This window comes from Burkholderia sp. WSM2230, assembly GCF_000472445.1.
Lineage (GTDB): Bacteria > Pseudomonadota > Gammaproteobacteria > Burkholderiales > Burkholderiaceae > Paraburkholderia.
On the sequence record NZ_AXAJ01000004.1, the window covers coordinates 1 to 23,993 of the forward strand.

At 64.8% G+C, this 23,993-nt stretch carries 21 protein-coding genes; 8 read left to right on the plus strand and 13 right to left on the minus strand.

Annotated elements, in window-relative coordinates; translation table 11 throughout:
• Positions 1-95 precede the first annotated feature (95 nt).
• The gene (locus A3AC_RS0110220; RefSeq protein ID WP_025598717.1) at positions 96-980 is read right to left on the minus strand and encodes an alpha/beta fold hydrolase; all 885 of its coding nucleotides are present in this window, start codon (positions 978-980) and stop codon (positions 96-98) included.
• Positions 981-1,064: 84 nt separating this feature from the next.
• A complete protein-coding gene (locus A3AC_RS0110225) occupies positions 1,065-1,988 on the minus strand; it encodes a ferritin-like domain-containing protein (RefSeq protein ID WP_025598718.1) in 924 nt (307 codons plus the stop codon).
• Positions 1,989-2,341: 353 nt separating this feature from the next.
• Between A3AC_RS0110225 and A3AC_RS0110230 the strand changes: the two genes are divergently transcribed.
• From A3AC_RS0110230 to A3AC_RS0110240, 3 genes are all read left to right on the plus strand, one after another.
• Positions 2,342-2,866 (plus strand): gamma carbonic anhydrase family protein, encoded by a 525-nt coding sequence (locus tag A3AC_RS0110230; protein WP_025598719.1) that lies wholly within the window; start codon positions 2,342-2,344, stop codon positions 2,864-2,866.
• A gap of 72 nt (positions 2,867-2,938) precedes the next feature.
• Positions 2,939-3,889, plus strand: a complete 951-nt coding sequence (gene hslO, locus A3AC_RS0110235) for an Hsp33 family molecular chaperone HslO (RefSeq protein WP_025598720.1) — start codon at positions 2,939-2,941, stop codon at positions 3,887-3,889.
• A 159-nt stretch (positions 3,890-4,048) separates the two neighbouring features.
• On the plus strand, positions 4,049-4,435 hold the full coding sequence (locus A3AC_RS0110240; protein ID WP_025598721.1) for a hypothetical protein: 387 nt from the start codon (positions 4,049-4,051) through the stop codon (positions 4,433-4,435).
• A gap of 203 nt (positions 4,436-4,638) precedes the next feature.
• Here the strand turns inward: A3AC_RS0110240 and ftsB are convergent, their stop codons facing one another.
• The 9 genes from ftsB to A3AC_RS0110285 all read right to left on the minus strand — a co-directional run bounded on the left by ftsB (position 4,639) and on the right by A3AC_RS0110285 (position 16,088).
• A complete protein-coding gene (ftsB, locus tag A3AC_RS0110245; protein WP_025598723.1) occupies positions 4,639-5,070 on the minus strand; it encodes a cell division protein FtsB in 432 nt (143 codons plus the stop codon).
• Positions 5,071-5,188: 118 nt separating this feature from the next.
• Positions 5,189-6,472 (minus strand): phosphopyruvate hydratase, encoded by a 1,284-nt coding sequence (eno, locus tag A3AC_RS0110250; RefSeq protein ID WP_013588905.1) that lies wholly within the window; start codon positions 6,470-6,472, stop codon positions 5,189-5,191.
• Positions 6,473-6,658: 186 nt separating this feature from the next.
• Positions 6,659-7,513: a 3-deoxy-8-phosphooctulonate synthase gene (gene kdsA, locus A3AC_RS0110255; RefSeq protein ID WP_025598725.1), complete on the minus strand. Its 855-nt coding sequence runs from the start codon at positions 7,511-7,513 to the stop codon at positions 6,659-6,661.
• On the minus strand, positions 7,510-9,183 hold the full coding sequence (locus A3AC_RS0110260) for a CTP synthase (protein WP_025598727.1): 1,674 nt from the start codon (positions 9,181-9,183) through the stop codon (positions 7,510-7,512). The genes kdsA and A3AC_RS0110260 overlap by 4 nt, the downstream gene beginning before the upstream one ends.
• Before the next feature lie 121 nt (positions 9,184-9,304).
• A complete protein-coding gene (locus tag A3AC_RS0110265) occupies positions 9,305-10,108 on the minus strand; it encodes an alpha/beta fold hydrolase (RefSeq protein ID WP_025598728.1) in 804 nt (267 codons plus the stop codon).
• A 206-nt stretch (positions 10,109-10,314) separates the two neighbouring features.
• Positions 10,315-13,065 (minus strand): ComEC/Rec2 family competence protein, encoded by a 2,751-nt coding sequence (locus A3AC_RS0110270; RefSeq protein WP_025598729.1) that lies wholly within the window; start codon positions 13,063-13,065, stop codon positions 10,315-10,317.
• A 151-nt stretch (positions 13,066-13,216) separates the two neighbouring features.
• Complete coding sequence (locus A3AC_RS0110275) at positions 13,217-14,005, minus strand: TatD family hydrolase (RefSeq protein WP_025598730.1); 789 nt, start codon at positions 14,003-14,005, stop codon at positions 13,217-13,219.
• 93 nt (positions 14,006-14,098) lie between these two features.
• On the minus strand, positions 14,099-14,842 hold the full coding sequence (gene lolD, locus A3AC_RS0110280; protein ID WP_025598731.1) for a lipoprotein-releasing ABC transporter ATP-binding protein LolD: 744 nt from the start codon (positions 14,840-14,842) through the stop codon (positions 14,099-14,101).
• The gene (locus A3AC_RS0110285; protein WP_025598732.1) at positions 14,835-16,088 is read right to left on the minus strand and encodes a lipoprotein-releasing ABC transporter permease subunit; all 1,254 of its coding nucleotides are present in this window, start codon (positions 16,086-16,088) and stop codon (positions 14,835-14,837) included. Before A3AC_RS0110285 ends, lolD begins: the two co-directional genes overlap by 8 nt.
• 324 nt (positions 16,089-16,412) lie before the next feature.
• On the opposite strand from A3AC_RS0110285, the gene A3AC_RS0110290 reads away from it, so the two are divergent.
• The 5 genes from A3AC_RS0110290 (at position 16,413) to A3AC_RS0110315 (ending at position 23,269) form a co-directional block, all read left to right on the plus strand.
• A complete protein-coding gene (locus A3AC_RS0110290; protein WP_025598733.1) occupies positions 16,413-17,537 on the plus strand; it encodes a hypothetical protein in 1,125 nt (374 codons plus the stop codon).
• A gap of 37 nt (positions 17,538-17,574) precedes the next feature.
• Positions 17,575-19,281, plus strand: coding sequence for a single-stranded-DNA-specific exonuclease RecJ (gene recJ / locus A3AC_RS0110295; RefSeq protein WP_025598734.1), 1,707 nt, complete (start codon positions 17,575-17,577; stop codon positions 19,279-19,281).
• Between the two features lie 165 nt (positions 19,282-19,446).
• Positions 19,447-20,551, plus strand: a protein-coding gene (gene prfB, locus A3AC_RS0110305) for a peptide chain release factor 2 (RefSeq protein WP_156924600.1) whose coding sequence is annotated in 2 segments (ribosomal slippage) — positions 19,447-19,527 and positions 19,529-20,551 — 1,104 coding nt in all. Because the reading frame shifts where the segments join, the coding sequence is not laid out codon by codon here.
• Positions 20,552-20,668: 117 nt separating this feature from the next.
• A complete protein-coding gene (gene lysS, locus A3AC_RS0110310; protein ID WP_025598737.1) occupies positions 20,669-22,195 on the plus strand; it encodes a lysine--tRNA ligase in 1,527 nt (508 codons plus the stop codon).
• A gap of 270 nt (positions 22,196-22,465) precedes the next feature.
• Positions 22,466-23,269 (plus strand): glycine zipper 2TM domain-containing protein, encoded by an 804-nt coding sequence (locus A3AC_RS0110315; RefSeq protein WP_025598738.1) that lies wholly within the window; start codon positions 22,466-22,468, stop codon positions 23,267-23,269.
• A 112-nt stretch (positions 23,270-23,381) separates the two neighbouring features.
• Here A3AC_RS0110315 and iscX read toward each other — a convergent pair whose 3' ends face one another.
• Both iscX and fdx read right to left on the minus strand, forming a co-directional pair.
• Positions 23,382-23,579 (minus strand): Fe-S cluster assembly protein IscX, encoded by a 198-nt coding sequence (iscX, locus tag A3AC_RS0110320; protein WP_013338769.1) that lies wholly within the window; start codon positions 23,577-23,579, stop codon positions 23,382-23,384.
• A 15-nt stretch (positions 23,580-23,594) separates the two neighbouring features.
• Positions 23,595-23,936: an ISC system 2Fe-2S type ferredoxin gene (fdx, locus tag A3AC_RS0110325; RefSeq protein WP_013338768.1), complete on the minus strand. Its 342-nt coding sequence runs from the start codon at positions 23,934-23,936 to the stop codon at positions 23,595-23,597.
• Positions 23,937-23,993: the final 57 nt, after the last annotated feature.

Consider the following 23,993-nt stretch of genomic DNA (forward strand, 5'->3'; position numbering starts at 1 on the left):
CCCGCCTCTCGCCTCCCGCCTCTCGCCTCCCGCCTCACGCCTCCCGCCTCCCGCCTCCCGCCTCCCGCCTCTCGCCTCTCGCGCCACCGCCTGCGCTATGCGCAGAATCCCTCGATCAGCGCGGCGACCTGTTCCGGCTGATCGTGGTGCACCATGTGCCCCGCCTCATCGATGATCTTCTCGCGCCAGTCGGCAAACGCCTGAAAGCGCGCCTTGAATTCGTCGAGCGGAATCTCGCCGGCGAGTGTGGCAAGCGTCGGCGAATTGGCTGCTTCCACGTGCAGCACTTTCGCGCTCACCTTGCGCCAGACGGCCATCACCTCGTCCAGACGGTACAGCGTCGGGCCGCGCAGCTTGTGCGCCGGATCCGCGAGCAACATGAAACGGCCCTCACCGTCCGGCTTCGACCAGTGCTTTGCCAGGAACTGTGCGCGAGCCCGGGCAAGCCGAGGATTCGTTTTGACGAGCCGCCCGGCGACTTCATCGAGCGACGCGTAGCGCTTCAGTTGCGGCGGATCGCGCAACTCGTCGAGCCAGTTTTGCAGACGTTTCGGGGCTTGCGCGGCGTGCGCGGGCGCGAGTCCAAAGCCTTCCAGATCCACCACGCGCCGCACGCGCTCGGGCCGCGCGCCCGCATACAGGCAGACGACGTTCGCACCGAGGCTATGCCCGATCAGGTTCACCTGACCGGTCGGCGCGTAATGGTCGAGCAGCGCATCCAGATCGGCGAGGTAATCGTGGAACCAGTAATGCCCGCCGCCGCCTTGCGCGACAGGCCAGTCGGACAGACCGAAGCCGCGCATGTCGGGCGCGATGACCTGCCAGTCACCCCCGAGCGCATCGACGACAAACTGGAACGACGCCGCCACGTCCATCCAGCCGTGCAGCATGAAGAGCGCAGGCGCATCGGGATGCCCCCAGCGCCGCACATGCAGACGGATGCCGCGCACAGCGACGAACTCGGAGCGGGAGGTATTCATGGTGGGACGCACGCCGGAAAAGAATGATCGTTCGATTATAACGAGATAAGCGGACGGCAGGCGGCAACCAACTGATGGAACAAGTCAGTCGCGAGGCGCCGGCCCGATCTGCGCGTTGTCGACCTCGACACCCGCGAAAGCCGCCAGTTCGGCGAGTTCGGCGTCATCGAAACCAGCGTCGCGGCGTGCCTCGAAGTTGAACGGACCGCGCAATTTCGGCGCGTGATACTCAGTGGCAAGGCGCGTGTAGGTCGCATGCGGATCCAGCCCGCCCTCGTCGCACAGATGACGGAACCAGCGGTTGCCGATCAGCACGTGACCGATTTCGTCGCGCAGTATCACGTCGAGAATCGACGCCGACTGCTGGTCTCCCGCCTGCAGCAGACGCGCACGAATGGGCGGCGAGGCATCGAGGCCGCGCGCTTCGAGTGTGCGCGGCACCAGCGCCATGCGCGCGAGCACGTCGCCGCGGGTGCGCTCGCACATGTCCCACAGACCGTCGTGGGCGGGAAAGTCGCCGTACGCATGACCGTACTCCGCGAGCCGCGCGCCAAGCAGCGAGAAGTGGTAGGCCTCTTCGGCGGCGACTTTCAGCCAGTCGGTGTAGAAGGCAGCGGGCATGCCGGCGAAGCGCCACACGGCGTCGAGCGCCAGATTGATCGCGTTGAATTCGATATGGGCCAGCGCATGCAGCAGCACTGCGCGCCCTTGCGGCGATTGCATGCTGCGCCGTCCCAGCTGGCGCGGCTCGACGAGTTCCGGGCGCGCGGGCCGGCCGGGCAGTCCCGGCGGTTCGTCCAGCGTGATATTCGCGTCCCACGGCAAGTTGCCGTCGACCACCGCTGCGTGGAGGGCGCGCGCGGCGCCTGCCTTCTTCGCCGGATCGGCTTCGCGTAGCGCGGCGAGCGCCGCCGTACGCGCGCAACGCGGCTCGCCGCTCGTCGCGAGCGCGGACTGAACGGGCGAAGCGGAGGGCGCGAAGCAACCAGGTGTGGCGGCGGACATCATGAAAACGTAGTCGGCAAAGTTAATGAACGTGACGGATATCGCGTGAATGACGCGGACGGCGGCAGCGCGCGGATGGAACGGGCGCCGGTTGGCGAGCGTTTGCGGGCCTGACGTGCGAGTCAAGCTGAGCGCTCGGCCTGTCCAGGAGCGACGGCAGCCCAGCCGGCAACCCAGGCCACGGCGCCCACCGTGAGGCACATACGGCGAAGCGGCCGAACCACACAACCGTTTACAATACTCGATTCGACGTTCCCAGGCGCCCAAAAGCGCCGACCGAGAACCCGCGAAGAGCCGTCGAACCCGACACGCCGCGAGCCGTCCCCCGCCCGGCGACCGATCCACGAGGAGACAACGTGACCATTTACAAGCTTGGCGACGCCGCACCGAACATCCATGAAAGCGTGTTCGTCGCGGATTCCGCGACCATCCTCGGCAACGTGACGCTGGAAGAAAATTCGAGCGTCTGGTTTGGCGCGACGCTGCGCGGCGACAACGAGCCGATCACGCTCGGCGCCGGCAGCAACGTGCAGGAAAACGCGGTCTTGCACACCGACCCCGGCTTTCCGCTGACGATCGAGGCCAACGTGACAATCGGCCATCAGGTCATGCTGCATGGCTGCACGATCAAGGAAGGTGCGCTGATCGGAATTCAGGCGGTGGTCTTGAATGGCGCGGTAATCGGCCGCAACTGTCTGGTCGGAGCGGGCGCCATCGTAACCGAAGGCAAGGTGTTTCCCGACAATTCGCTGATTCTCGGCGCGCCCGCGAAAGTGGTGCGCGAACTGACCGAGGCGGACATCGCCAACATGCAGCGCGGCACGGCAAGTTATGCCGAGCGCCGCGAGTATTTCAAGGCGCAGCTCGTGCGCATCGGCTAAACCGGCCGGGCGCGCGGCGCACGGCGCATGCACGCATTTCGCCGTGCTGCGCCATTCGATAGAGGAAAAGTTGTGAGCGACCAGTTGCAAAAATTCATGTTCAGCGCGGCGCCGGTGCGCGGCGAAATCGTTTCGCTGCGCAATACGTGGCAGGAAGTGCTGACGCGCCGCGAGTATCCGGCGCCGGTGCGCACGATCCTCGGCGAAATGATGGCGGCCTGCGCGCTGCTGTCGGCGAATCTGAAGTTCGACGGCACGCTGATCATGCAGATTTTCGGCGACGGCCCGGCCAAGATGCTGGTGGTTCAGTGCAGCTCAGACCTGTCGATGCGCGCGACCGCCAAGCTTTCCGGCGACGAAGGCAGCACGATTAGCGAGACCACCTCGATGGTGGAGCTGCTCAACGCAAGCGGTCACGGTCGTTGCGTGATCACGCTCGATCCGCGCGACAAGAAGCCCGGTCAGCAGCCGTATCAAAGCATCGTGCCGCTTTCAGGCGAGAACGGGCCGCTTGGCTCGATGGCCGAAGTCCTCGAGCACTACATGCATCACTCGGAGCAGCTCGACACGCGTCTATGGCTCGCGGCGAACTCCGAGCGCGCGGTCGGCATGCTGCTGCAAAAGCTTCCCGGCGACGGCGGCATCGTCCCACATCCGGGCGAACTCGACGCGGACACGTGGGAGCGCGTTTGCACGCTCGGCGGCACGCTGTCGCAGGACGAGTTGCTGAAGGAGGAGCCGGAAACCGTGTTCCGCCGCCTGTTCTGGCAGGAGAACGTTCAGCATTTCGAGCCGGCCACCGCGCGATTCGAATGTACCTGCTCTCGCGAAAAAGTCGGCTCGATGCTGAAGATGCTCGGTCGCGACGAAGTGGACAGCGTGATCGCGGAGCGCGGCCACGTCGAGATTCATTGCGAATTCTGCAACCAGCGCTACGAGTTCGACCCGGTCGACGTGGCGCAACTTTTTCTCGCCAATGCACTCTCACAAGGTGTGACGCCGGCCGCCGAGCAACGGCACTGAAACGGCCGGCGGGCCGGCGCTTGCGCATGTGCCTGAGGTTCGCCCGGCGGCTGGCCGGCGTGCGCTTTGTGTCTGGTTGGGGGGCGCCTGGTTGCGGCCTGGTTGCCGCCTGGTTGCCGCTTCATGTCCGTTTAGGTATCCGATCTATCGAGACTCAACATGAGCATTTCCACTTCGTTGCCAGGTGCCGCACGCACGCTCTCCGTGCTGACGGTGCTCGCGGGCCTCGCGGCACTGACCGGTTGCATGATGGACCCGCCCGGCCCGTCGCCCATCTACAGTCGGCTGCCTGCTGACCAGTCGGACATGGTGAGCACCGCCCAACCGCTGACGCCGGCCGAGCGCCAACGTTACGATGCGATCGATCAGCAGGTCATGGCCGAGCAGAATCAGGCGATTGCCGCTGAAAACGCCGCGCAGGCCTGGTCGCGTTATTACAGTCCGCCTGTACCCGTCTCCGTGTACGGCAGCTACTACGGCGGTGGATGGGGACACGGCTGGGGCACGGGAGTTGGCGTCGGCTTCGGGCCGTACTGGGGCTGGTGATGAACTGACCGGCGTCATGCCTGCATGCACGGATGCCGGCGAATGACGCTTTTCCGCGGATTTTCAGCTGTTGCACGGCCCATGCATGCAAAAAGGCGCGGTTCACACCGCGCCTTTTTACGTTCCGGCTCTGTGTTGCTGTTGGCCTTGCGCAGCCCTTCACCCTCCTGAACCGCCGCCACGCACAACAATTGCCGTCAAGCTCAGTGCGCGGGCTTCTTCTCTTTTGCCGCCTTGCCGCCGTGCTTGCGCTCAGGCCTGGCACGCGACTCCGGATTCGGCACCACGTGCAGCGGCGCGGCAGACACCTCGCCGCGAGTCGACGTGGTGGCCGAAGGCGCGTTGGCGGTCGGCAACGGTGCATTCGGCGACACGAACTGCACGAACACTTCGCCGTCCTTGACCATGCCCATTTCGTAGCGGGCGCGCTCTTCGACGGCAGCCGTGCCGTTCTGCAAGTCTTGCACCTCGCCTTGAATGCGCTCGTTGCGCAGCTTCGCGTCGGCGTTCTTTTGCACCTGCTGCGCGAGTTGCTGCTGCAGTTCGTGAACGCGCAACCATCCGCCATGGCCCCACCACAGCGGATACTGGATCAACACCAGCAGAACGATCAGTACAGCAGTGACGAGCCGCATGAAGTAAGCACAATAAATACGCGCCGCCCTGCGCTTTACGCAGGGCGGCGAGGTCAATCAGACACGAAGAAAAACCGGCTCATCGGTCAGCGCAGAAAACAGTGGTCACAACCATTGATTAGCGCAGATTGTAGAACGCCGACTTGCCCGGATAGCTCGCGATATCGCCGAGGTCTTCTTCGATACGCAGCAGCTGGTTGTACTTCGAGATACGGTCCGAGCGCGACAGCGAACCCGTCTTGATCTGCCCGGCGTTCAGGCCGACGGCGATATCCGCAATGGTCGAATCTTCCGTTTCGCCCGAGCGGTGCGAGATCACAGCCGTGTAGCCCGCGCGCTTCGCCATTTCGATTGCGGCGAAGGTTTCGGTCAGCGTGCCGATCTGGTTGATCTTGATCAGGATCGAGTTCGCGATGCCCTTCTCGATGCCTTCCTTCAGGATGCGCGTGTTGGTGACGAACAGGTCGTCGCCCACCAGCTGGATTTTCTTTCCGAGCTTTTCCGTGAGGAGCTTCCAGCCTTCCCAGTCGCCTTCGTGCATGCCGTCTTCGATCGACACGATCGGGAACTTGTCGGCGAGCGTGGCCAGATAGTCGGTGAATTCCGCCGACGACAGTTGCAGGCCTTCGCCCGCCAGCTGGTACTTGCCGTCGTGGTAGAACTCGCTTGCGGCGCAGTCGAGCGCGAGGAGCACGTCTTCACCGGCGCGGTAGCCCGCTTTCTCGATGGCTTGCAGGATCGTGGACAGGCATTCGTCGTTGCTGCCGAAGTTCGGCGCAAAGCCGCCTTCGTCGCCCACCGCCGTGCTCATGCCACGGTCCGACAGAATTTTCTTGAGCGCGTGGAACACTTCGGCGCCGCAGCGCAGCGCTTCGCGGAAGGTCGGCTGACTGACCGGGACGATCATGAATTCCTGGATGTCCAGGCTGTTGTTCGCGTGCGCGCCGCCGTTGACGATGTTCATCATCGGGACCGGCAGTTGCATTGCGCCCGAGCCGCCGAAGTAACGGTAGAGCGGCAGGCCGGCTTCTTCTGCGGCGGCCTTCGCGACGGCCATCGAAACGGCCAGCATCGCATTTGCGCCGAGGCGCGACTTGTTGTCCGTGCCGTCGAGCTCCAGCAGGGTCTTGTCGAGGAAAGCCTGCTCGGAAGCGTCGAGGCCCATGATCGCTTCGGAGATTTCGGTGTTGATGTGCTCGACTGCCTTCAGCACACCCTTGCCGCTGTAGCGGCCAGTTTCGCCGTCGCGCAGTTCGATCGCTTCGCGCGAGCCGGTGGACGCGCCCGACGGCACCGCGGCGCGTCCCATCGTGCCGGACTCGAGCAGCACGTCGCATTCGACGGTGGGGTTGCCTCGCGAATCGAGAATCTCTCGACCGATGATATCTACGATAGCACTCATGGTTTCCTCAAGAAATGACGATGAATTCGTTACTGTGACACTGCACCTGGCGCTTGCCGTGGCGTTGCCCGACCACCCCGACAGACAACTTGCGCGCCGATACGTTCGACAACCACTGTGTGCATTTGCCGCGCGCCTACTGTGGACCGGCTGATGATGCGAGCCGACGCGCGGCGAATGCCTGAATCAGTTGAAATCGCTTTCGAGGAACGGCGCGCGCTTTACCGCCTGATCGAGCGTAACGAGCGTCTCCAGCAGATCGGCCATGCGGTTGAGCGGCACGGCGTTCGGGCCGTCGGACCTGGCTTCTGCCGGGTTCGGGTGCGTTTCCATGAAGAGGCCCGCCACGCCGACTGCCACTGCCGCACGCGCGAGCACCGGCACGAATTCGCGCTGACCGCCCGAACTCGTGCCCTGCCCGCCCGGCAATTGCACCGAGTGCGTGGCGTCGAACACGACCGGCGCATTGGTTTCGCGCATGATCGCGAGCGAGCGCATGTCCGAGACGAGATTGTTATAACCGAATGACACGCCGCGCTCGCAGGCCATGAAGCGGTCTTCGGAAAGACCCGCCTCGCGTGCCGCGTCGCGCGCCTTGTCGATCACATTCTTCATGTCGTGCGGCGCGAGAAACTGGCCTTTCTTGATGTTGACCGGTTTGCCCGAACGCGCGCAAGCGTGAATGAAATCGGTCTGACGGCACAGAAAAGCCGGCGTTTGCAGCACGTCGACCACCGAGGCGACCTGTTCGATCTCGTGCTCGGCATGAACGTCGGTCAGCACCGGAAGACCGAGCTGACGTTTCACTTCCGACAGAATGCGCAATCCTTCGTCCATGCCAAGACCGCGGAACGACTTGCCGCTGCTGCGATTGGCCTTGTCGTACGACGATTTGTAGATGAACGGAATGTTCAGCTTCGCGCAGATTTCCTTCAGGCGGCCCGCAGTGTCGATCGTCATTTGCTCCGATTCGACAACGCAAGTGCCCGCGATCAGGAAAAACGGCTTGTCGAGCCCGATTTCGAAATCGCCCAGCTTCATGCTTTCTCCCCGACTTCGTTCGCGATGCGCGACTGCTGATGCGCAAGCGCTGCCTCGACGAACGACTTGAACAGCGGATGGCCGTCACGCGGCGTGGACGTGAATTCCGGGTGGAACTGCACGCCGACGAACCACGGGTGCATGCTGCGCGGCAATTCCATCATTTCCGGCAGGTCTTCACTCGGGGTACGGGCGCTGATGATAAGACCACCGGCTTCGAGCTGGGGCACGAAGCGGTTATTGACTTCATAACGGTGACGATGGCGCTCGTTCACATCGCGGCCGTAGATCTCTTCGGCCATGGTGCCTGGCTTGATCGGGCAGCGTTGTGAACCGAGGCGCATCGTGCCGCCGAGATCGGATTCTTCAGTGCGCTTTTCGACCCGGCCTTCGCGGTCGTACCACTCGGTGATGAGCGCGACGACGCGGTTCGGTGTTTCCTGATCGAACTCGGTGCTGTTCGCGTCTTTCAGGCCCACCACGTCGCGTGCGAATTCGATCACGGCCAGTTGCATGCCGAGGCAGATGCCGAGGTACGGCACCTTCGCTTCACGCGCATAGCGGATTGCAGCAATCTTGCCTTCGGTGCCGCGCCGGCCAAAGCCGCCAGGCACGAGCACGGCGTCCAGATGCTTGAGACTGTCGACGCCCTGCGTCTCGATCTCTTCCGAATCGATGTACTCGATGTTCACGCGCGTCGACGTATGCATGGACGCGTGGCGCAGCGCTTCGATCAGCGACTTGTACGATTCCGTCAGATCGACATACTTGCCGACCATGCCGATCGTGACTTCGTGTTCCGGGTTCTGCAGCTTTTCGACGAGCTCTGCCCACATGGACAGGTCGGCAGCCTTCGGCGTGAGCTTGAGTTCTTCGCAGATGATCGCGTCAAGACCCTGGTCGTGCAGCATCTGCGGAATCTTGTAGATGCTGTCCGCGTCCCACACGGAAATGACGGCGTCTTCCGGGACGTTGGAGAACATGGAGATCTTCGCGCGTTCGTCGTCCGGAATGCGGCGGTCGGCACGGCACAGCAGCACGTGCGGCGAAATACCAATTTCGCGCAGCTTCTGCACGCTGTGTTGCGTGGGCTTGGTTTTCAGTTCGCCGGCGGTGGCGACCCAGGGCACCAGCGTGAGATGCACGAAGCATGCACTGTTGCGGCCCATGCGCAGGCTCATCTGACGCGCGGCTTCGAGGAACGGCAGCGATTCGATGTCACCCACCGTGCCACCTACTTCGACGATCGCGACATCCGGCTCGCCGCAGGTGGCGGAAGCCGCGCCGCGCTCGACGAACGCCTGGATTTCATTTGTGATGTGCGGAATGACCTGCACCGTCTTGCCGAGATAATCGCCGCGGCGTTCCTTGCGGATCACCGATTCGTAGATCTGGCCTGTGGTGAAGTTATTGGCCTTGCGCATCTTCGTGCTGATGAAGCGCTCGTAGTGGCCAAGGTCGAGGTCGGTCTCCGCTCCGTCTTCCGTCACGAACACTTCGCCGTGTTGGAACGGGCTCATCGTGCCGGGGTCGACGTTGATGTAGGGATCGAGCTTGAGAAGGGTGACTTTAAGACCGCGCGATTCGAGGATCGCGGCGAGGGAAGCGGCGGCAATACCCTTGCCGAGGGAAGATACTACGCCGCCGGTGACGAAAACATATTTGGTCATCGCTGGATGCTCGCGGGAAAAACGGATTATACCGTAAAGCAGGGTCCCAACCGAGCAAAATGCGAGCAACCCCGGCGCGCCCACGCGCCGTGCAAACCGCCCGTGATCGACGAGCGCCGCCTCAGCCGCGCGCGTTCAGTTCGCGCAACATCCGCTGCACGGCGCGCGCGGTTTCGATCGGCTTTTCCATCGGAAAGAGATGGCTGCCCTCGATCCATTCGATATGGCCGCCCGTCGCGCGGCGCGTGGCGCTCAAACCAACCTGGCGGATCTCTTTCGACCGCGTGCCGGCGATGAAACCGACCGGTACCGGCGCGCCGCGCGCGAGCCGCGCGCCGAGCGTGTGCGGCAAGGTTCGGTAGATCTGATATTCGATGCGGCGATCGAACGCGAGGCTGCGCGAGCCGTCATGCGAAACCTGCGGAATGCCGAAGTCGATGTAGTCGGACAGCATGCGCTCGTCCCAGCGCGCGAACGCGGGCTTCGCATGGAAATGCCGCCATACCTCGTCGCGGCTCGCCCAGTGCGTGCGGCGCGTGCGCGTGGCGGCCGCGGGCGAGAGCCGCTCGTCGAGCCCCGTCCACTGCGAGACGCGCAGGATGCTGCTGCGCCAGCCCGCGACCACCGGAGAATCCAGCATCACAACGCCCCTCACCCACTGTGGCTTTTTCAGCGCGGCCATCAGCGACAGATAGCCGCCGAGCGAATGGCCGACGAGCCACACGGGCTCCTCGTAGCTGCGACCGATGTCGTCGAGCAATTGTTCGACGAGATGCGGCCAGTCCTGCGTCACCGGAAAGCGCGGATCGTGCGCGATGCGTTCGATATAGCGCACCTCGTAGTCATCGGAGAGTTCGGCGAAAATCGTCCGGTAAGTCGAGGCCGGAAAGCCGTTCGCGTGCGAAAAGTGAATGATGTTTTTCAACTGCGGTTGTCTCCCTTCTGTTTTCTCGCAGCGGATGAAGCTTTGCCGCATACGGCAGATGTGTTGCGATGCGGTCGTGGCGACGCGTGCTGTGTGGCTCGCTGCCCACGTGTGGAAACGCGTGTGGAAACCGCCACTCTTTAGCCTGTCCTTTTGTGATGTTTCCGTGATCCCCGGCCACGATCTATGAATGGCCGAGCGAGCAATCAACGATCCATCCAGTAGCGCCGGTGCGTGTCGCGATAACGCTCGACCGTGAGCGCGGCGTCTCGCGCAGACGGGCCTTCACGCGTCGCGAAGTATGGATCGACGAAAACGCGCACCGCGCCGTCCGCATCGCTCCTGCCCAGCTCGATATGCCGCGCCGAATAGCGCGCCAGCACGCCCGCACTCGGATGATGAAAGCGGTTGCGATAGCCTACCTGAAATAGCGCGACGAGCGGGTCGATAGAATCGAGGAACGGTTCGGTCGACGAAGTCTTGCTGCCATGATGCGGAACCACGAGCACCTGGGCGCGCAGCATTTCGCGATCGCGCGACAGCAGCATGCGTTCGGCGGGGGCCTCGATGTCCGCCGTGAGCAGAGCGGCAAGCGGCGCCTCTGCGGCTTGCGGGTTTGGAGTGCCGGTCGGTCCGCCGTGCTGCTCACTATTTGCCTGGCTATCCGCCGCGCTGACCATTGCGTCACGCGCAGCCGACCCGGTCACCGCCCGAGGCAACGTGCTCACGCGCAGCACGCAGCAATGCGCGTTCGGCTTTCCTTGCAGCGGCCCCGCGTCGGGCCAGAGCATCGCGAACTCGACGCCGTCCCATTGCCAGCGCTGCCCAGCGGCGCACGGCAACGTATCCGCGCCGCGTTGCCGCGCATTCGCCCACAGCGCGTTAGCGGGCGCAAGTGCCGCGACCATCTGACGAACCTCGATTGCGTCCAGCACGGCCGGCGCGCCGCCCGAGTGGTCGGAATCCGCATGACTGACGATCAGGGTATCCAGCGCGTTCACGCCTTGCGCGCGCAAGAACGGCACCACCACTCGCTCGCCCGCATGGGTCGATTCGGGCCCCGGCCCGGTATCGAACAGCAGCGCATGATGCGCGGTCTCGATCAGCACGGAGGTGCCTTGCCCGACATCCAGCGCGGTCAACCGGAAGCTGCCGTGCGGCGGCCCGGACGGTGCCGGGACAACCAGCGGCAACCACGTGAGCGGCGCCGCCCAGCGCAGCGGCCAGCCGCGCGGTGCGAGACACCACAGCACGCCCGCCACGGCGGCGGCGAGCGCCCAGCCATCCGGCTGCGGCAGCCACCAGAGCATCCAGCGCGGGCCGGAGAGCCACTGCAGTCCCGTCATCATCACGTCGAGCAATGCGTGGGCGGTTCGCAGCGCCCATGCATCCAGCGGCGCGGGCAGCGCCATGCCGGCCAGCACCGCAGGCGTGACGAACACGCTGACCCACGGAATGGCGAACGCATTCGCGAGCGGCCCGATCAACGGAATCTGCGCGAACCACAAGACGGTCAGCGGCGCGAGCGCGAGCGTTACCGCAAGCTGTACATGCGCGGCACCACGAAGCCGTTCGCCGAAGGCCCGCATGCGCCGCGCGGCAGCGGCGCGCAAGCGCTGGAGGCGCAACAAGCGCAAGAAGCCCGAGGAGCGCGAGGAGCGCGAGGAGGGGCCGGGTACGGCGTCGTTTTCGTCGTCGATCTCGTCAGTGTGCTGCTCATGGTTCTGCACGCGTGGCCGCCCCGACGCGGCGTAAAGAATCGCCGCGACCGCGCAAAACGACAACCAGAATCCCGCCGACACCACCGCCCACGGATCGATAAGCAGCACGAGCCCGAGCGCCCATGCAAGCACGGCCGAGCGCGGCACATTGCGCCCGCTCACGTAGGCAAGCGCGACGACGCTCGCCATCCATAGCGCGCGCTGCACCGGCACGTTGAATCCGGCGAGCGCGGCGTGCAACGCGGCAAATAGTGTGCCGCCCATCACCGCGACGATTTGCGCGGGAAGCCGCAACGGCCAGTGGCGGCCTATCCATCCGGAGCGTCGCCAGACAGTGCCGACAAGCCACGCCGCAAGGCCCGCGGCAAAGCCGATATGCAAACCGGAAATCGCCACCAGATGACTGGTGCCGGTGGCGCGCATCAGTTGCCAGTCGGCGGCGCTGATTTCGTCCTGTGCGCCGATCGAGAGCGCGACCACGATGCCGCGATGCGCCGCGCTCGCGAGCACGGTGTCGATCCGCGCTCGCAGCGTCGCGCGCCAGCGGTCCACGGTCACGCCGATGCCACGTGCGTCTTTGGGCAACCTGGCCGCCTGCGCCGCCGCGCTCACATAGCCGGTGGCCCGCACGTTGCGCGCAAGCAACGCAGCTTCCGCGTCGCGCAGACCGAAATTCGCATTGCCATGCGGCCGTTTCAGACGCACCCGCAAACGCCAGCGCTCGCCCGGCGCGAGCGGCGGTGCGGGCGCTTCGTCGTCGATCCATGCGAGCTGAATCACGCGCGGAAAAGCGGCCGCCGCGGATGAAGCAAGGCCAGGCGGGAGCGCCTCGGTCGACTCCACCTCGAAAAGAAAGCGCACGCCCTGGTCGTCGCGCACGGGCAAGCCTTTAATGCTGCCGACCACGTCGATGTCGCGCCCCTCCCACGCAAGCGGCAAGCTCGACGCAAGCCGTGCCTCGGCACGCCACGCGGCATAGCCGAAGCCCGCGCACCAGGCCGCACAGCATAGCGCGCCCCAACCGGCGCAGGACCGCCAAGGTGAAAATGGCCCATGCGCGGACGCGCCGTGCCCGTCGCGCGGCCCATGAAAACGCTCGCGCAGGCCCCAGATGGCGGCAGCCAACGCCGCACAGCCTACCGAGACAAGCGCGCACCAGCCGCTCAAGCCCGGCAGCACCGCCTGCTGCTGCAGCCACACGACGCCCAACGCAAACCCACACCACCATGCACGCATCCGCCCTCCGCCCGCCATGCGCCGGACGCACGAGCCACGCCTACCACCCGGCGTACTGGACGCGAGGCACGACCCGCACGGCGCGCGAGCGCAGGCATGGCCGGGGCGTGGGTTTCGCCCGGCGCGAACCACTGTGAATCAACCGCTTGAATTATGCAGAGGAAAGTGCGAGCCGCGGCAGCGCGGCGAGCGCGTTAGCCGTTGTGCGTAGGGCGGTTTCGTCGACGGCAGTGCCGCGCAACTTCGCAAGGCCCGCGCCGATGCCGGGAATCTGCTCGGGCGAGTTGCGCTGCTTGTAGATCCAGGCCGGCGGGATGTCGGGCGCGTCCGTCTCGACCACTAGCGCGTCGAACGGCAACTGTTCAGCAAGCCGGCGAATCTGCCGCGCGCGCTCGAAAGTCAGATTGCCGCCGAAGCCGAGATGCATGCCCTGATCGATATACGCCTCGGCCTGCTGGAAGCTGCCGTTGAACGCGTGCGCAATGCCGCGGTGAATCTGGTGCCGGCGCAGTCCCTTGATCACCTGGTCCTGCGATTTGCGCACATGGCAGATTACCGGCAGATCGAATTCGCGCGCGATCTCGAGTTGGCCGTTGTAGAAGAATTGCTGGCGGGCGTCGTCGAGCCCGTCGACGAAATAGTCCAGACCGATTTCGCCGATGCCCACGAAACGCGGATCATCGAGACTCGCCTCGATTTCCGCGCGCAGCAATTCGAGATCGTGGTCCTGTGCGGACGGCGTGAAGAGCGGATGAATACCGAGCGCGTAGGCACCGCCCTCGAAGCTATGCGCGAGCTCGCGCACGGTCGCGAAGTTCTGCCGGCCGATCGCCGGAATCACGATACGCCCGACGCCCGCGCTTTGCGCCGCCGCTGCGACACGCTCGCGGTCGGCGTCGAATTCCGAAGCGTCGAGATGGCAGTGCGTATCGATCCACATGACTTGCCTCGCTTACAGAGCTGATTATGCCGGCCTGAGGGCCAACACCCGGGGTCACAAACGCCCCGCGCGTCGGTCAATCGGGCCGCGCAGTCACACCGGCACCGGCGGCTCTTCGTGCAGCACGCCGTCGCGCAGCCGCATGATCCGGTCGCACCGCCCCGCCAGTTCCGGGTCGTGCGTGACGATCACAAAGCTCGTTTCGAGCGTTCGCGACAATTCGAGCATCAGGTTGAAGACCGTGTCGGCCGTGCTGCCGTCGAGGTTGCCGGTCGGTTCGTCGGCGAGCACGCACGCCGGCTTTGTGACCAGCGCCCGCGCGATCGCGACGCGCTGACGCTCGCCGCCCGACAGCTCGCCCGGCCGATGTTTCGCGCGATGCGCCATGCCGACGCGCTCCAGCACGGCGAGCGCTTCGCGACGCGACGCCTCCGTCGTCATGCGGCGGATGCGCAGCGGCATCGCGACGTTGTCGAGCGCGGAAAACTCCGGCAGCAGATGATGGAACTGATACACGAAGCCGAGCGCGCGATTGCGCAGGTCGTTGCGTTCGCGCTCGGACAGCTTCGTGAACGGCTTGCCCATTACCGAGACATGGCCCGCGCTCGGATCGTCGAGACCGCCGAGCACGTGCAACAGCGTGCTCTTGCCCGAACCCGACGCACCGACGATGGCGAGTTTCTCGCCGCGCCGCACGCTCAGTTGCGTATTGTTGAGCACCTGCACGTTCAGGCCGCCCTGCACGAACGACTTCGAAATGCCGGTCGCTTCCAGCACATAGGGATGGGGCGTCATGTCCTGAGCGGCCACGGATAAGGTTGCCGAGCGGTCATTCATAGCGCAGCGCCTCCGCGGGACGGACCTTCGCACCGCGCCAGCTCGGATAGAGCGTCGCCACCGCCGACATCAGGAATGCAATGATGCCGATGCGCGCGACGTCGGCGGGAATCAGCTCGGACGGCAACTCGCTGATGAAATACACCGACGGCGGCAGGAACTGCACGCCGAGCGCATGCTCGATCATCGGCACGAGCCACGGAATGCTCCACGCGATCAGGCAACCGAGCGCAACGCCGGTTGCCGTGCCGATGAAGCCGATGGTCACGCCCTGCACGACGAAAATCTTCATGATCGAACGCGGCTGCGCGCCGAGCGTGCGCAAAATCGCGATGTCGGCCTGCTTGTTGGTCACGGTCATCACGAGCGAGGACACCAGGTTGAACGCCGCGACCGCGATGATCAGCGTGAGGATGATGAACATCATGCGTTTTTCGATCTGCACGGCCGAGAACCAGGTCTTGTTCTGCTGGGTCCAGTCGCGGATATACAGGTCGCCCGACAGACTGCGCGCGAGCTGATGCGCGACTTCGGGCGCCCGCTGCATGTCGACGAGGCGCAGCCGCACGCCGGTCGGCGCGGGCAGCCGGAACAGCGCCTGCGCGTCCTTGATGTTGATGAGCGCAAGCGTGCTGTCGTACTCGTAATGCCCGGATTCGAAAATGCCCACCACCGTGAACTGCTTCAGGCGCGGCAGCATGCCGGCCGGCGTGATCGTGCCTTCGGGCGCGACGAGGGTGATCTTGTCGTTGACGGCCACGCCGAGATTGGTCGCGAGATCCGCGCCCAGCACGATGCCGAACTCCCCCGGCACCAGATTGGTCAGCTTGCCGCCTTTCATTTCCTTGCCGATGTCCGACACCTGCGGCTCGAGCGAGGGCTCGATGCCGCGCAGCGCGACGCCGCTTACCGCATCCTGGCGCGTGAGCAGCGCCTGCGCTTCGACATAGGGCGCCGCGCCGATCACTTCCTTGTTCTGGCGCGCTTCCTGAGCGGTGAGCTGCCAGTTGGGCATCGAGCCTGTCGGCGAAAAAATTTCGACGTGCGCTAGCACCGACAGCATCCGGTCTCGCACTTCTTTCTGGAAGCCGTTCATCACGGAGAGCACGACGATCAGCGCGGCCACGCCTAGCGCGATGCCCGACATCGAAACGAGCGCGATGAACGAAATGAAGCCGTTGCCGGTCGTGCGTTTGCCGGCGCGCGTGTAGCGCCAGCCGATCTGCCATTCGTAGGGAAATTTCAAGCGAGTCCTTTTCTGCGTTCTTCGGCCACCGGAGATGCCGCACCGCGCGGCTGCCGTTGCTCACCTCTGCCTGCGCGTGCTTGCGGTTGCGCGGCTGCGCGGCCCCGAGTGCCCTGATCATTGGTGTCGCGGCAATCGGGATGGTTCCGGGCGGGGCTTCGGCCTGAAGTCCGCTACGGATTGCCGATGCCGCCACCGTCAACCAAGCGCGAAGTTTGCCATACAATGCCGCGCCGCCGCGTAATGGGAACGGTTGAGGGCTGCCGGGCGTAGCTGCGGGCGCGGAGCCGCATCACTCGAAACCGCCGCGCGCTTTGCCCTACAATGCGCAGCATCATGCACGCCAACCGCCTCCATCTGCTGCTTCCTTTCGCGCTGCCCGCCGCAGCCGACGCCGCCACCGCCCTGCACGACATCCGCAGTCCCGCCCTGGACCGCCTGATCGCCCGCGCGACGCTGGTAGAGCGCGTGATCGGGGAAGATTTTCAGCGCACGCTGCCGCATGAACGCTGGATCGCCCGCCAGTTCGGCGCGTTATCCGGCAGCGCGACAGGCGCCACCGGCGCGCCAGCCGCCGACGAAGCCCCGCTCGCCCCTTACATGCTGCGCGCCGACGGCGGCGATCCCGGCGACGCGACCTGGGCCTGCGTGCAGCCGGTGCACGTGCGCATCGCGCATGACCACCTGGTGCTGATCGACCCGGCCTCGCTCGAACTGTCGGACGATGAAGCGGGCGCGCTGCTCGCGGTTGCGAGACCGCTGATCGAGGAACTCGGCGTGCGTATCGAAGCGCCGAAGCCCACCCGCTGGTATCTGTCGGGCGACGACTTCGGCGCGCTCGCCGGCGCGTCGCCGTTGCGCGCAAGCGGCCGCAACATCGAAATCTGGTTGCCGCACGAGGCGCATTCCGGCGAGCGTTCGCGCGCGTGGATGAAGCTGCAGAACGAAGTGCAGATGGCGTGGTTCGAGCACCCCGTCAACGAGGCGCGTGAAGCGCGCGGCCTGCCCGCCGTCAATTCGATCTGGTTTCATGCGCAAGGCGCGGCAGGCCCGGTGCGCAGTCCTTTCACGCAGGTATTCTCCGACGCCGCCGCCACACGCGGCCTCGCGCTCACGGCGGGCGCGCGCGTCGCCGCGCCGCCAGCGTCATTCGCGGCGCTGACGTCCTTGATCGACGCGAACGGCAGTGCAAACAACACGGCGCTCGTCGAGCTCGATCCGTTCTCGGCACCATTCATCGAGCAGGATTGGGCGCGCTGGAACGCGGCCTTCTCGGCCCTCCAGGGCGACTGGCTCGAACCGGCGCTCGCGGCGCTCGAATCCGGCGCGCTCGCGGAACTCGGCCTGACGCTGTGCGGCGACACCGGCTCGGTCACGCTCCGCGTGACGCGTGGCGATCTGCGCAAATTCTGGCGGCGGCGCGTGCTGGCCTCGCTCTTCATCGAATGAACGATTGCATGACCGACCCTACTCACGGCCTTTCAGAATGACCCGAATCGTTACGCGCGCCTGTTCTCCCGCCGACGCCGAAGCTTTGGTTCGCCACGGCCTGCATCCGGTGCTGGCGCGTCTCTATGCGGCGCGCGGCGTGTGCCTGCCCGATGAAATCGAAACCGGCCTCGCGCGCCTCGTGCCGCCCGCCGCGCTGAAGGGCTGCGACGACGCCGCCCTCCTCCTCGCGGACGCAATCCAGCAGCAGCGCCGCATGCTGGTAGTCGCCGACTACGATTGCGACGGCGCCACCGCCTGCGCGGTCGCGGTACGCGGACTGCGAATGTTCGGCGGCAAGATCGAATATCTGGTGCCGAACCGCTTCGAATACGGCTATGGCCTCACGCCCGAGATCGTCGCACTGGCCGCGCGGAGCGCCTCGGGCAAGCCGGATCTGCTGATCACAGTCGACAACGGCATTGCGAGCGTGGACGGCGTCGAGGCGGCCAACGCGCTGGGCATCGACGTACTCGTCACGGATCACCACCTGCCCGGCGATGAGTTGCCGGCCGCCCGTGCAATCGTCAACCCGAATCAGCCGGGCTGCGAGTTTCCGAGCAAGTGCATTGCGGGCGTCGGCGTGATGTTCTATGTGCTGCTTGCGTTGCGCGCGGAATTGCGCCGGCGCGGCGCGTTCGGCGACGGCTTTCCCGAGCCGCGTCTGGACGGCCTGCTCGACCTGGTCGCGCTCGGCACCGTCGCCGACGTGGTCAAGCTCGACGGCAACAACCGCGTGCTCGTCGCGCAAGGTTTGCAGCGCATTCGTAAAGGCAAGATGCAGCCGGGCATTGCCGCCCTCTTCCGCGCGGCGGCGCGCGACGCGCGCAACGCGTCCGGCTTCGACCTCGGCTTCGCGCTCGGCCCGCGGCTCAATGCGGCGGGACGCCTGTCGGACATGTCGCTCGGCATCGAATGCCTGACGACCGACGACGTCGGCCGCGCGTGGGAGCTCGCGCAGCAGCTCGACGCGATGAACCGCGAGCGGCGCGAAATCGAAGCGGGCATGCAGCAACAGGCGCTCGACGATCTCTCGTCAGTCGACCCCGACGGCGCCACCACCATCACGCTGTTCAATCCGGCCTGGCATCAGGGCGTGATCGGCATCGTCGCGGGACGCCTGAAGGAGAAGTTTCACCGCCCCGCGTTCACGTTCGCACCCGCAGACGACAGCGGCCAGCTCGTCAAGGGCTCCGGGCGTTCTATCGCGGGCTTTCATCTGCGTGATGCGCTCGATCTGATTTCGAAGCGCGAGCCGGGGCTCATCGTCAAGTTCGGCGGCCACGCGATGGCGGCGGGGCTCACGCTCGCCGCCGCCGACGTGCCGCGCTTCACCGCCGCGTTCGAAGCGGTCGGCCGCGAGTGGCTGAGCGACGACGCGCTCTCGCGCACCGTCGAAACCGACGGCGAGCTCGAGGACGCATACTTCACGCCGCAATTCGTCGAAATGCTGGACGCGGCCGTGTGGGGCCAGGGTTTCCCGGTGCCGGTCTTTTCCGGCGAATTCGACGTCGCCTCGCAGGCGCTCGTGAAGGACAAGCACCTGAAGCTGCAACTCATGCGCGGCCGTCAGCGTTTCAACGCGATCTGGTTTAACCACACGGACACGCTGCCCGCGCGCACCGTGGTCGCGTACCGGCTCGCAAGCGACACGTGGAACGGCGTCTCGCGCGTGCAACTGATCGTCGAGCACGCCGCGAGCTAGTTCGCCTCACGGCGAGCCGCCCGGCGCCCGCGTGCAAACCTCGCGCGGGCGTCGAAAATCGCCGCAAAATCAACCGCGAACACGCGCCGGGTCGCCGACAGGCCGCCGGCGCGGCACGCCGATCGGCTATAATTTCCCCTTTTTACGAAGCCACACAAGATCGACATGGAAGCGGAACGTCTCAACGCGATCGAAGCCTCTCTGGCGGACCTGCGCACGCGCGCGGCCGACCTACGGGGGTATCTTTGACTACGACGACAAGTCACGTCGTCTGATCGAAGTCAACCGGGAGCTTGAAGACCCGGACGTCTGGAACGACTCGAAACACGCCCAGGCACTCGGCCGGGAAAAGAAACTGCTGGACGACACGGTGGGCAAGCTCACGTCGCTCCACAACGACTTGCGCGACACGCAAGACCTGTTCGAAATGGCGCGCGAAGAAGGCGACGACGAAACGCTCCTCGCCTGCGAAGCGGACGCGCAAGCGCTCGAGCAGCGCGTCGCCGACATGGAATTTCGCCGCATGTTCGCGAATCCCGCCGACCCGAACAACGCGTTCCTCGACATCCAGGCGGGCGCGGGCGGCACCGAGGCGTGCGACTGGGCGTCCATGCTGCTGCGCCAGTATCTGCGCTACTGCGAACGCAAGGGCTTCAAGACCGAAGTGCTCGAGCAGACCGACGGCGACGTCGCGGGCATCAAGAACGCCACGATCAAGATCGAAGGTGAATACGCATACGGCTTTCTGCGCACCGAAACCGGCGTGCACCGGCTCGTGCGCAAGTCGCCGTTCGATTCTTCGGGCGGGCGTCATACGTCGTTCTCGTCGGTGTTCGTGTATCCGGAAATCGACGATTCCATTGAAGTGGACATCAATCCGGCCGATCTGCGTATCGACACCTACCGCGCGTCCGGCGCGGGCGGTCAGCACATCAACAAGACCGACTCGGCGGTGCGGATCACGCACCTGCCCTCGGGCATCGTCGTGCAGTGCCAGAACGACCGCTCGCAGCACCGCAACCGCGCCGAAGCAATGGCCATGCTGAAGTCGCGCCTGTACGAAGCGGAAATCCGCAAGCGTCAGGAGGAGCAGGACAAGCTCGAAGCCGGCAAGACCGATGTGGGCTGGGGTCACCAGATCCGCTCCTACGTGCTGGACAACAGCCGCATCAAGGACCTGCGCACCAACGTCGAAATCAGCAATACAAAGAGCGTGCTCGACGGCGATCTCGATCCGTTTATCAGCGCAAGCCTGAAGCAAGGCGTCTAAGCGACAACCGGCGCGGCATGCATAGCCGCGCCGCATCTTTTTATTGCCTGAGGTTTTTCACCGACTGGCTGTTCGCAAGCGGATCAACCCACGCGGACCACGAACACCAAGACCATCATGAACGAACCGATCCAACCGAACCTCGTGCCCGAGGTGGACGACAACAAGATCATCGCGGAGCGCCGCGAAAAGCTGCGCGAGTTGCGCGAGCAAGGCGTCGCCTATCCGAACGATTTTCGCCCCACGCATCACGCGGAAGATCTGCAGGCGCAATTCGAGCACGCCGACAAGGAAGCGCTCGAAGCCAACCCGCTCGAAGTCGCGATTGCCGGCCGCATGATGCTCAAGCGCGTGATGGGCAAGGCGAGCTTTGCGACCGTGCGCGACGGCTCGGGTCAGATCCAGTTCTTCATTACGCCGGCCGACGTCGGCCAGGAAACGTACGACGCCTTCAAGAAGTGGGACATGGGCGACATCGTCGCAGCGCGCGGCGTGCTGTTTCGCACCAACAAGGGCGAGTTGTCGGTGCGCTGCACGGAACTGCGCCTGCTTTCGAAGTCGCTGCGTCCGCTGCCCGACAAGTTCCACGGTCTGTCGGACCAGGAAATGAAGTATCGGCAGCGCTATGTCGATCTGATCGTCACGCCGGAAACGCGCAAGACTTTCGTCGCGCGCACCAAGGCCATTTCGTCGATCCGGAAATTCATGGCGGACGCCGGCTTCATGGAAGTCGAAACGCCGATGCTCCACCCTATTCCCGGCGGCGCGGCGGCCAAGCCGTTCACCACGCACCACAACGCGCTCGACATGCAGATGTTCCTGCGCATCGCGCCTGAGCTGTATCTGAAGCGCCTTGTGGTCGGCGGCTTCGAGCGCGTGTTCGAGATCAACCGTAACTTCCGCAATGAAGGCGTGTCCGTGCGCCACAATCCGGAATTCACGATGATCGAGTTCTACGCGGCCTATACCGATTACAAGTGGCTGATGGACTTCACCGAGCAGTTGATCCGCCAGGCGGCCATCGACGCATTGGGCACCGCGACCATCACCTATCAGGGGCGTGAGCTGGATCTTTCAAGGCCGTTCCACCGTTTGACAATCACGCAAGCTATCCAGAAATACGCGCCGCAGTACACGAATGAGCAGCTCGCCGACAGCGCGTTCCTGCGCACCGAACTGAAGAAGTTCGGCGTGGATGCGTCGCAGCCGCAGTTCCTGAACGCGGGCGTGGGTTCGCTGCAACTGGCGCTGTTTGAAGAGACCGCCGAGTCGCAATTGTGGGAGCCGACGTACATCATCGACTATCCGGTCGAGGTGTCGCCGCTCGCGCGCGCGTCGGACAAGGTGGAAGGCATTACCGAGCGCTTCGAGCTGTTCATTACCGGCCGTGAGATCGCCAACGGCTTCTCGGAACTGAACGATCCCGAAGACCAGGCTGCACGCTTCAAAAAGCAGGTGGACCAGAAAGACGCCGGCGACGAAGAAGCCATGTTCTACGACGCCGACTACATTCGCGCGCTCGAATACGGCATGCCGCCGGCGGGTGGCTGCGGCATCGGCATCGACCGTCTGGTGATGATGCTGACGGACAGCCCGAGCATCCGCGATGTGATCCTGTTCCCGCATCTGCGCCGCGAAGATTAAGCGCGGCGCGCTTGCCGCGGTTTGTCGCGGTTTGTCGCGATTCGCTGACTGACGCCCGGCTCGCCATGCCGGGCGTTTTTGTTTGTGCGTCCGTGGCATGGCTGCACAGCGGCCTCCACGCGCTTTGTAACGGCAGGTAAAAGGCGTCCGGCAAGAGCCGCGCTATAACCCCGCTTTCGGCAAATCGTTACAATTTGAAACGCGTAAGGGATCGAATTGGGCGAGACTGGGTCTCAACCAGAAGTCACTCTGCAAAAGACGGAGGTCGAAATGGACAAACCCACCACGCAACCCGCCACACAAGCCACGCAGCCGGCGCCACCGGCACAGCGGCGGCTTCATCCGCTCGTCGCGACTGCGGCGGGCGCGGTGATCATCGCAAGCCTCGTCGCTACGGCGGCGGTCACGGGCATGTTCCCGAGGGCGTCCAGCACCGGCGAGCCGACTAGTCAGACGCAAGCTGCCAAGATTGTGCCGCAGACGGGCCAGCAAGCCGTGGTCGACTCCGCGGCACCCGCGAATCTCGCCGCACAGCAGAGCTCGCAGCAACCTGCGCAACAGGCTGGGCAACAAGCGGCGCAGCAAGCCGCCCAACAACCCGCGGAACCGCAGCCGCAACGCGCACCGGCTCCCGCGCCCGCCGAGCAGCAATACGCCCAACAGCAACAGCAATACGCGCCGCAGCAACAGGCCCAGCCGGCGCCCCAATACACTCAGCGGCAGCCCGCACAGCCGGCGCATTGCTCGACCTGCGGCACGGTGGTCGCGATTTCGGCGGCGCGCCAGGAGGGCCACGGCACCGGCATCGGTGCCGTCGGCGGCGCGGTGGCAGGCGGCGTGGTCGGCAATCAGTTCGGCAGCGGCAACGGCCGCACGGCAATGACGCTGCTTGGCGCGCTCGGCGGCGGGCTGGCCGGCAACTCAGTGGAAAAGCATCTGCGCAGCACCACGTCGTATTCGGTGCGTGTGCGGATGGAAAACGGCAAGACGCGCTACTTCAGCTATCACGAAGCGCCGCCCTTCCAGCAGGGCCAGCGCGTTCGGGTAGAAAACGGCACGCTGGTCGCGGACTGACCGCGGCGCGGCGCGCATCGCTGCTGCACGGGTCACGCGCATGAAAAAGGCGACTCCAGTGGAGTCGCCTTTTTTTTGCAGTGCCGGCATGACGGCTAGCCGGCTCGCGAACTCAGTAATCCGAGTCTTCAATCCATGCAGCCTGAATCGCCTCGAGGATCTTTTCGTTCGACCGGTTCGGGTCGTCGTCGAATCCTTCCAGCTCAGTGACCCACCGGTGCAGGTCCGTGAAGCGCACCTGCTGCGGATCGATGTCCTGATACTTGTCGGTCAGGGCCATCGCGATGTCTTGCGTATCGGTCCACTTCATGGCTGCGTCCTCCGGTTAGTGGTTTTCCTTCGCGTGATTGATCGAGTAACGCGGAATTTCGACGACCAGGTCCTGCTCGGCCGGCACGATTGCCTGGCACGACAGACGCGAAGCCGGCTCGAGCCCCCACGCCTTGTCCAGCAGATCGTCCTCGTCTTCTTCGGACGGCGTCAAGGCGGCGAAACCCTCACGCACGATCACGTGACAGGTCGTACACGCGCACGATTTCTCGCAGGCGTGCTCGATTTCAATGCCGTTATCGAGCAGATTGTCGCAAATGCTCTTGCCGGGCACGGCATCGATCACCGCGCCTTCCGGGCAGAGTTCGACGTGAGGCAGCACAACGATTTGAGGCATACATGTTCCGTTTGGTCTGAGGCGCGGCCTCAAACAGGCTTCGCACCATTTTACTGG

Excerpts from the sequence above, each read along its gene's own strand:
- A3AC_RS0110275 (WP_025598730.1), bottom strand. The coding sequence starts at position 14,005 with ATGTGGATCGATACGCACTGCCATCTCGACGCTTCGGAATTCGACGCC.
- A3AC_RS0110270 (WP_025598729.1), bottom strand. The coding sequence starts at position 13,065 with ATGCGTGCATGGTGGTGTGGGTTTGCGTTGGGCGTCGTGTGGCTGCAG.
- lysS (WP_025598737.1), top strand. The coding sequence starts at position 20,669 with ATGAACGAACCGATCCAACCGAACCTCGTGCCCGAGGTGGACGACAAC.
- A3AC_RS0110315 (WP_025598738.1), top strand. The coding sequence starts at position 22,466 with ATGGACAAACCCACCACGCAACCCGCCACACAAGCCACGCAGCCGGCG.
- A3AC_RS0110240 (WP_025598721.1), top strand. The coding sequence starts at position 4,049 with ATGAGCATTTCCACTTCGTTGCCAGGTGCCGCACGCACGCTCTCCGTG.
- recJ (WP_025598734.1), top strand. The coding sequence starts at position 17,575 with ATGACCCGAATCGTTACGCGCGCCTGTTCTCCCGCCGACGCCGAAGCT.
- eno (WP_013588905.1), bottom strand. The coding sequence starts at position 6,472 with ATGAGTGCTATCGTAGATATCATCGGTCGAGAGATTCTCGATTCGCGA.
- A3AC_RS0110260 (WP_025598727.1), bottom strand. The coding sequence starts at position 9,183 with ATGACCAAATATGTTTTCGTCACCGGCGGCGTAGTATCTTCCCTCGGC.
- ftsB (WP_025598723.1), bottom strand. The coding sequence starts at position 5,070 with ATGCGGCTCGTCACTGCTGTACTGATCGTTCTGCTGGTGTTGATCCAG.
- kdsA (WP_025598725.1), bottom strand. The coding sequence starts at position 7,513 with ATGAAGCTGGGCGATTTCGAAATCGGGCTCGACAAGCCGTTTTTCCTG.
- A3AC_RS0110225 (WP_025598718.1), bottom strand. The coding sequence starts at position 1,988 with ATGATGTCCGCCGCCACACCTGGTTGCTTCGCGCCCTCCGCTTCGCCC.
- A3AC_RS0110290 (WP_025598733.1), top strand. The coding sequence starts at position 16,413 with ATGCGCAGCATCATGCACGCCAACCGCCTCCATCTGCTGCTTCCTTTC.
- A3AC_RS0110220 (WP_025598717.1), bottom strand. The coding sequence starts at position 980 with ATGAATACCTCCCGCTCCGAGTTCGTCGCTGTGCGCGGCATCCGTCTG.
- iscX (WP_013338769.1), bottom strand. The coding sequence starts at position 23,579 with ATGAAGTGGACCGATACGCAAGACATCGCGATGGCCCTGACCGACAAG.
- lolD (WP_025598731.1), bottom strand. The coding sequence starts at position 14,842 with ATGAATGACCGCTCGGCAACCTTATCCGTGGCCGCTCAGGACATGACG.
- fdx (WP_013338768.1), bottom strand. The coding sequence starts at position 23,936 with ATGCCTCAAATCGTTGTGCTGCCTCACGTCGAACTCTGCCCGGAAGGC.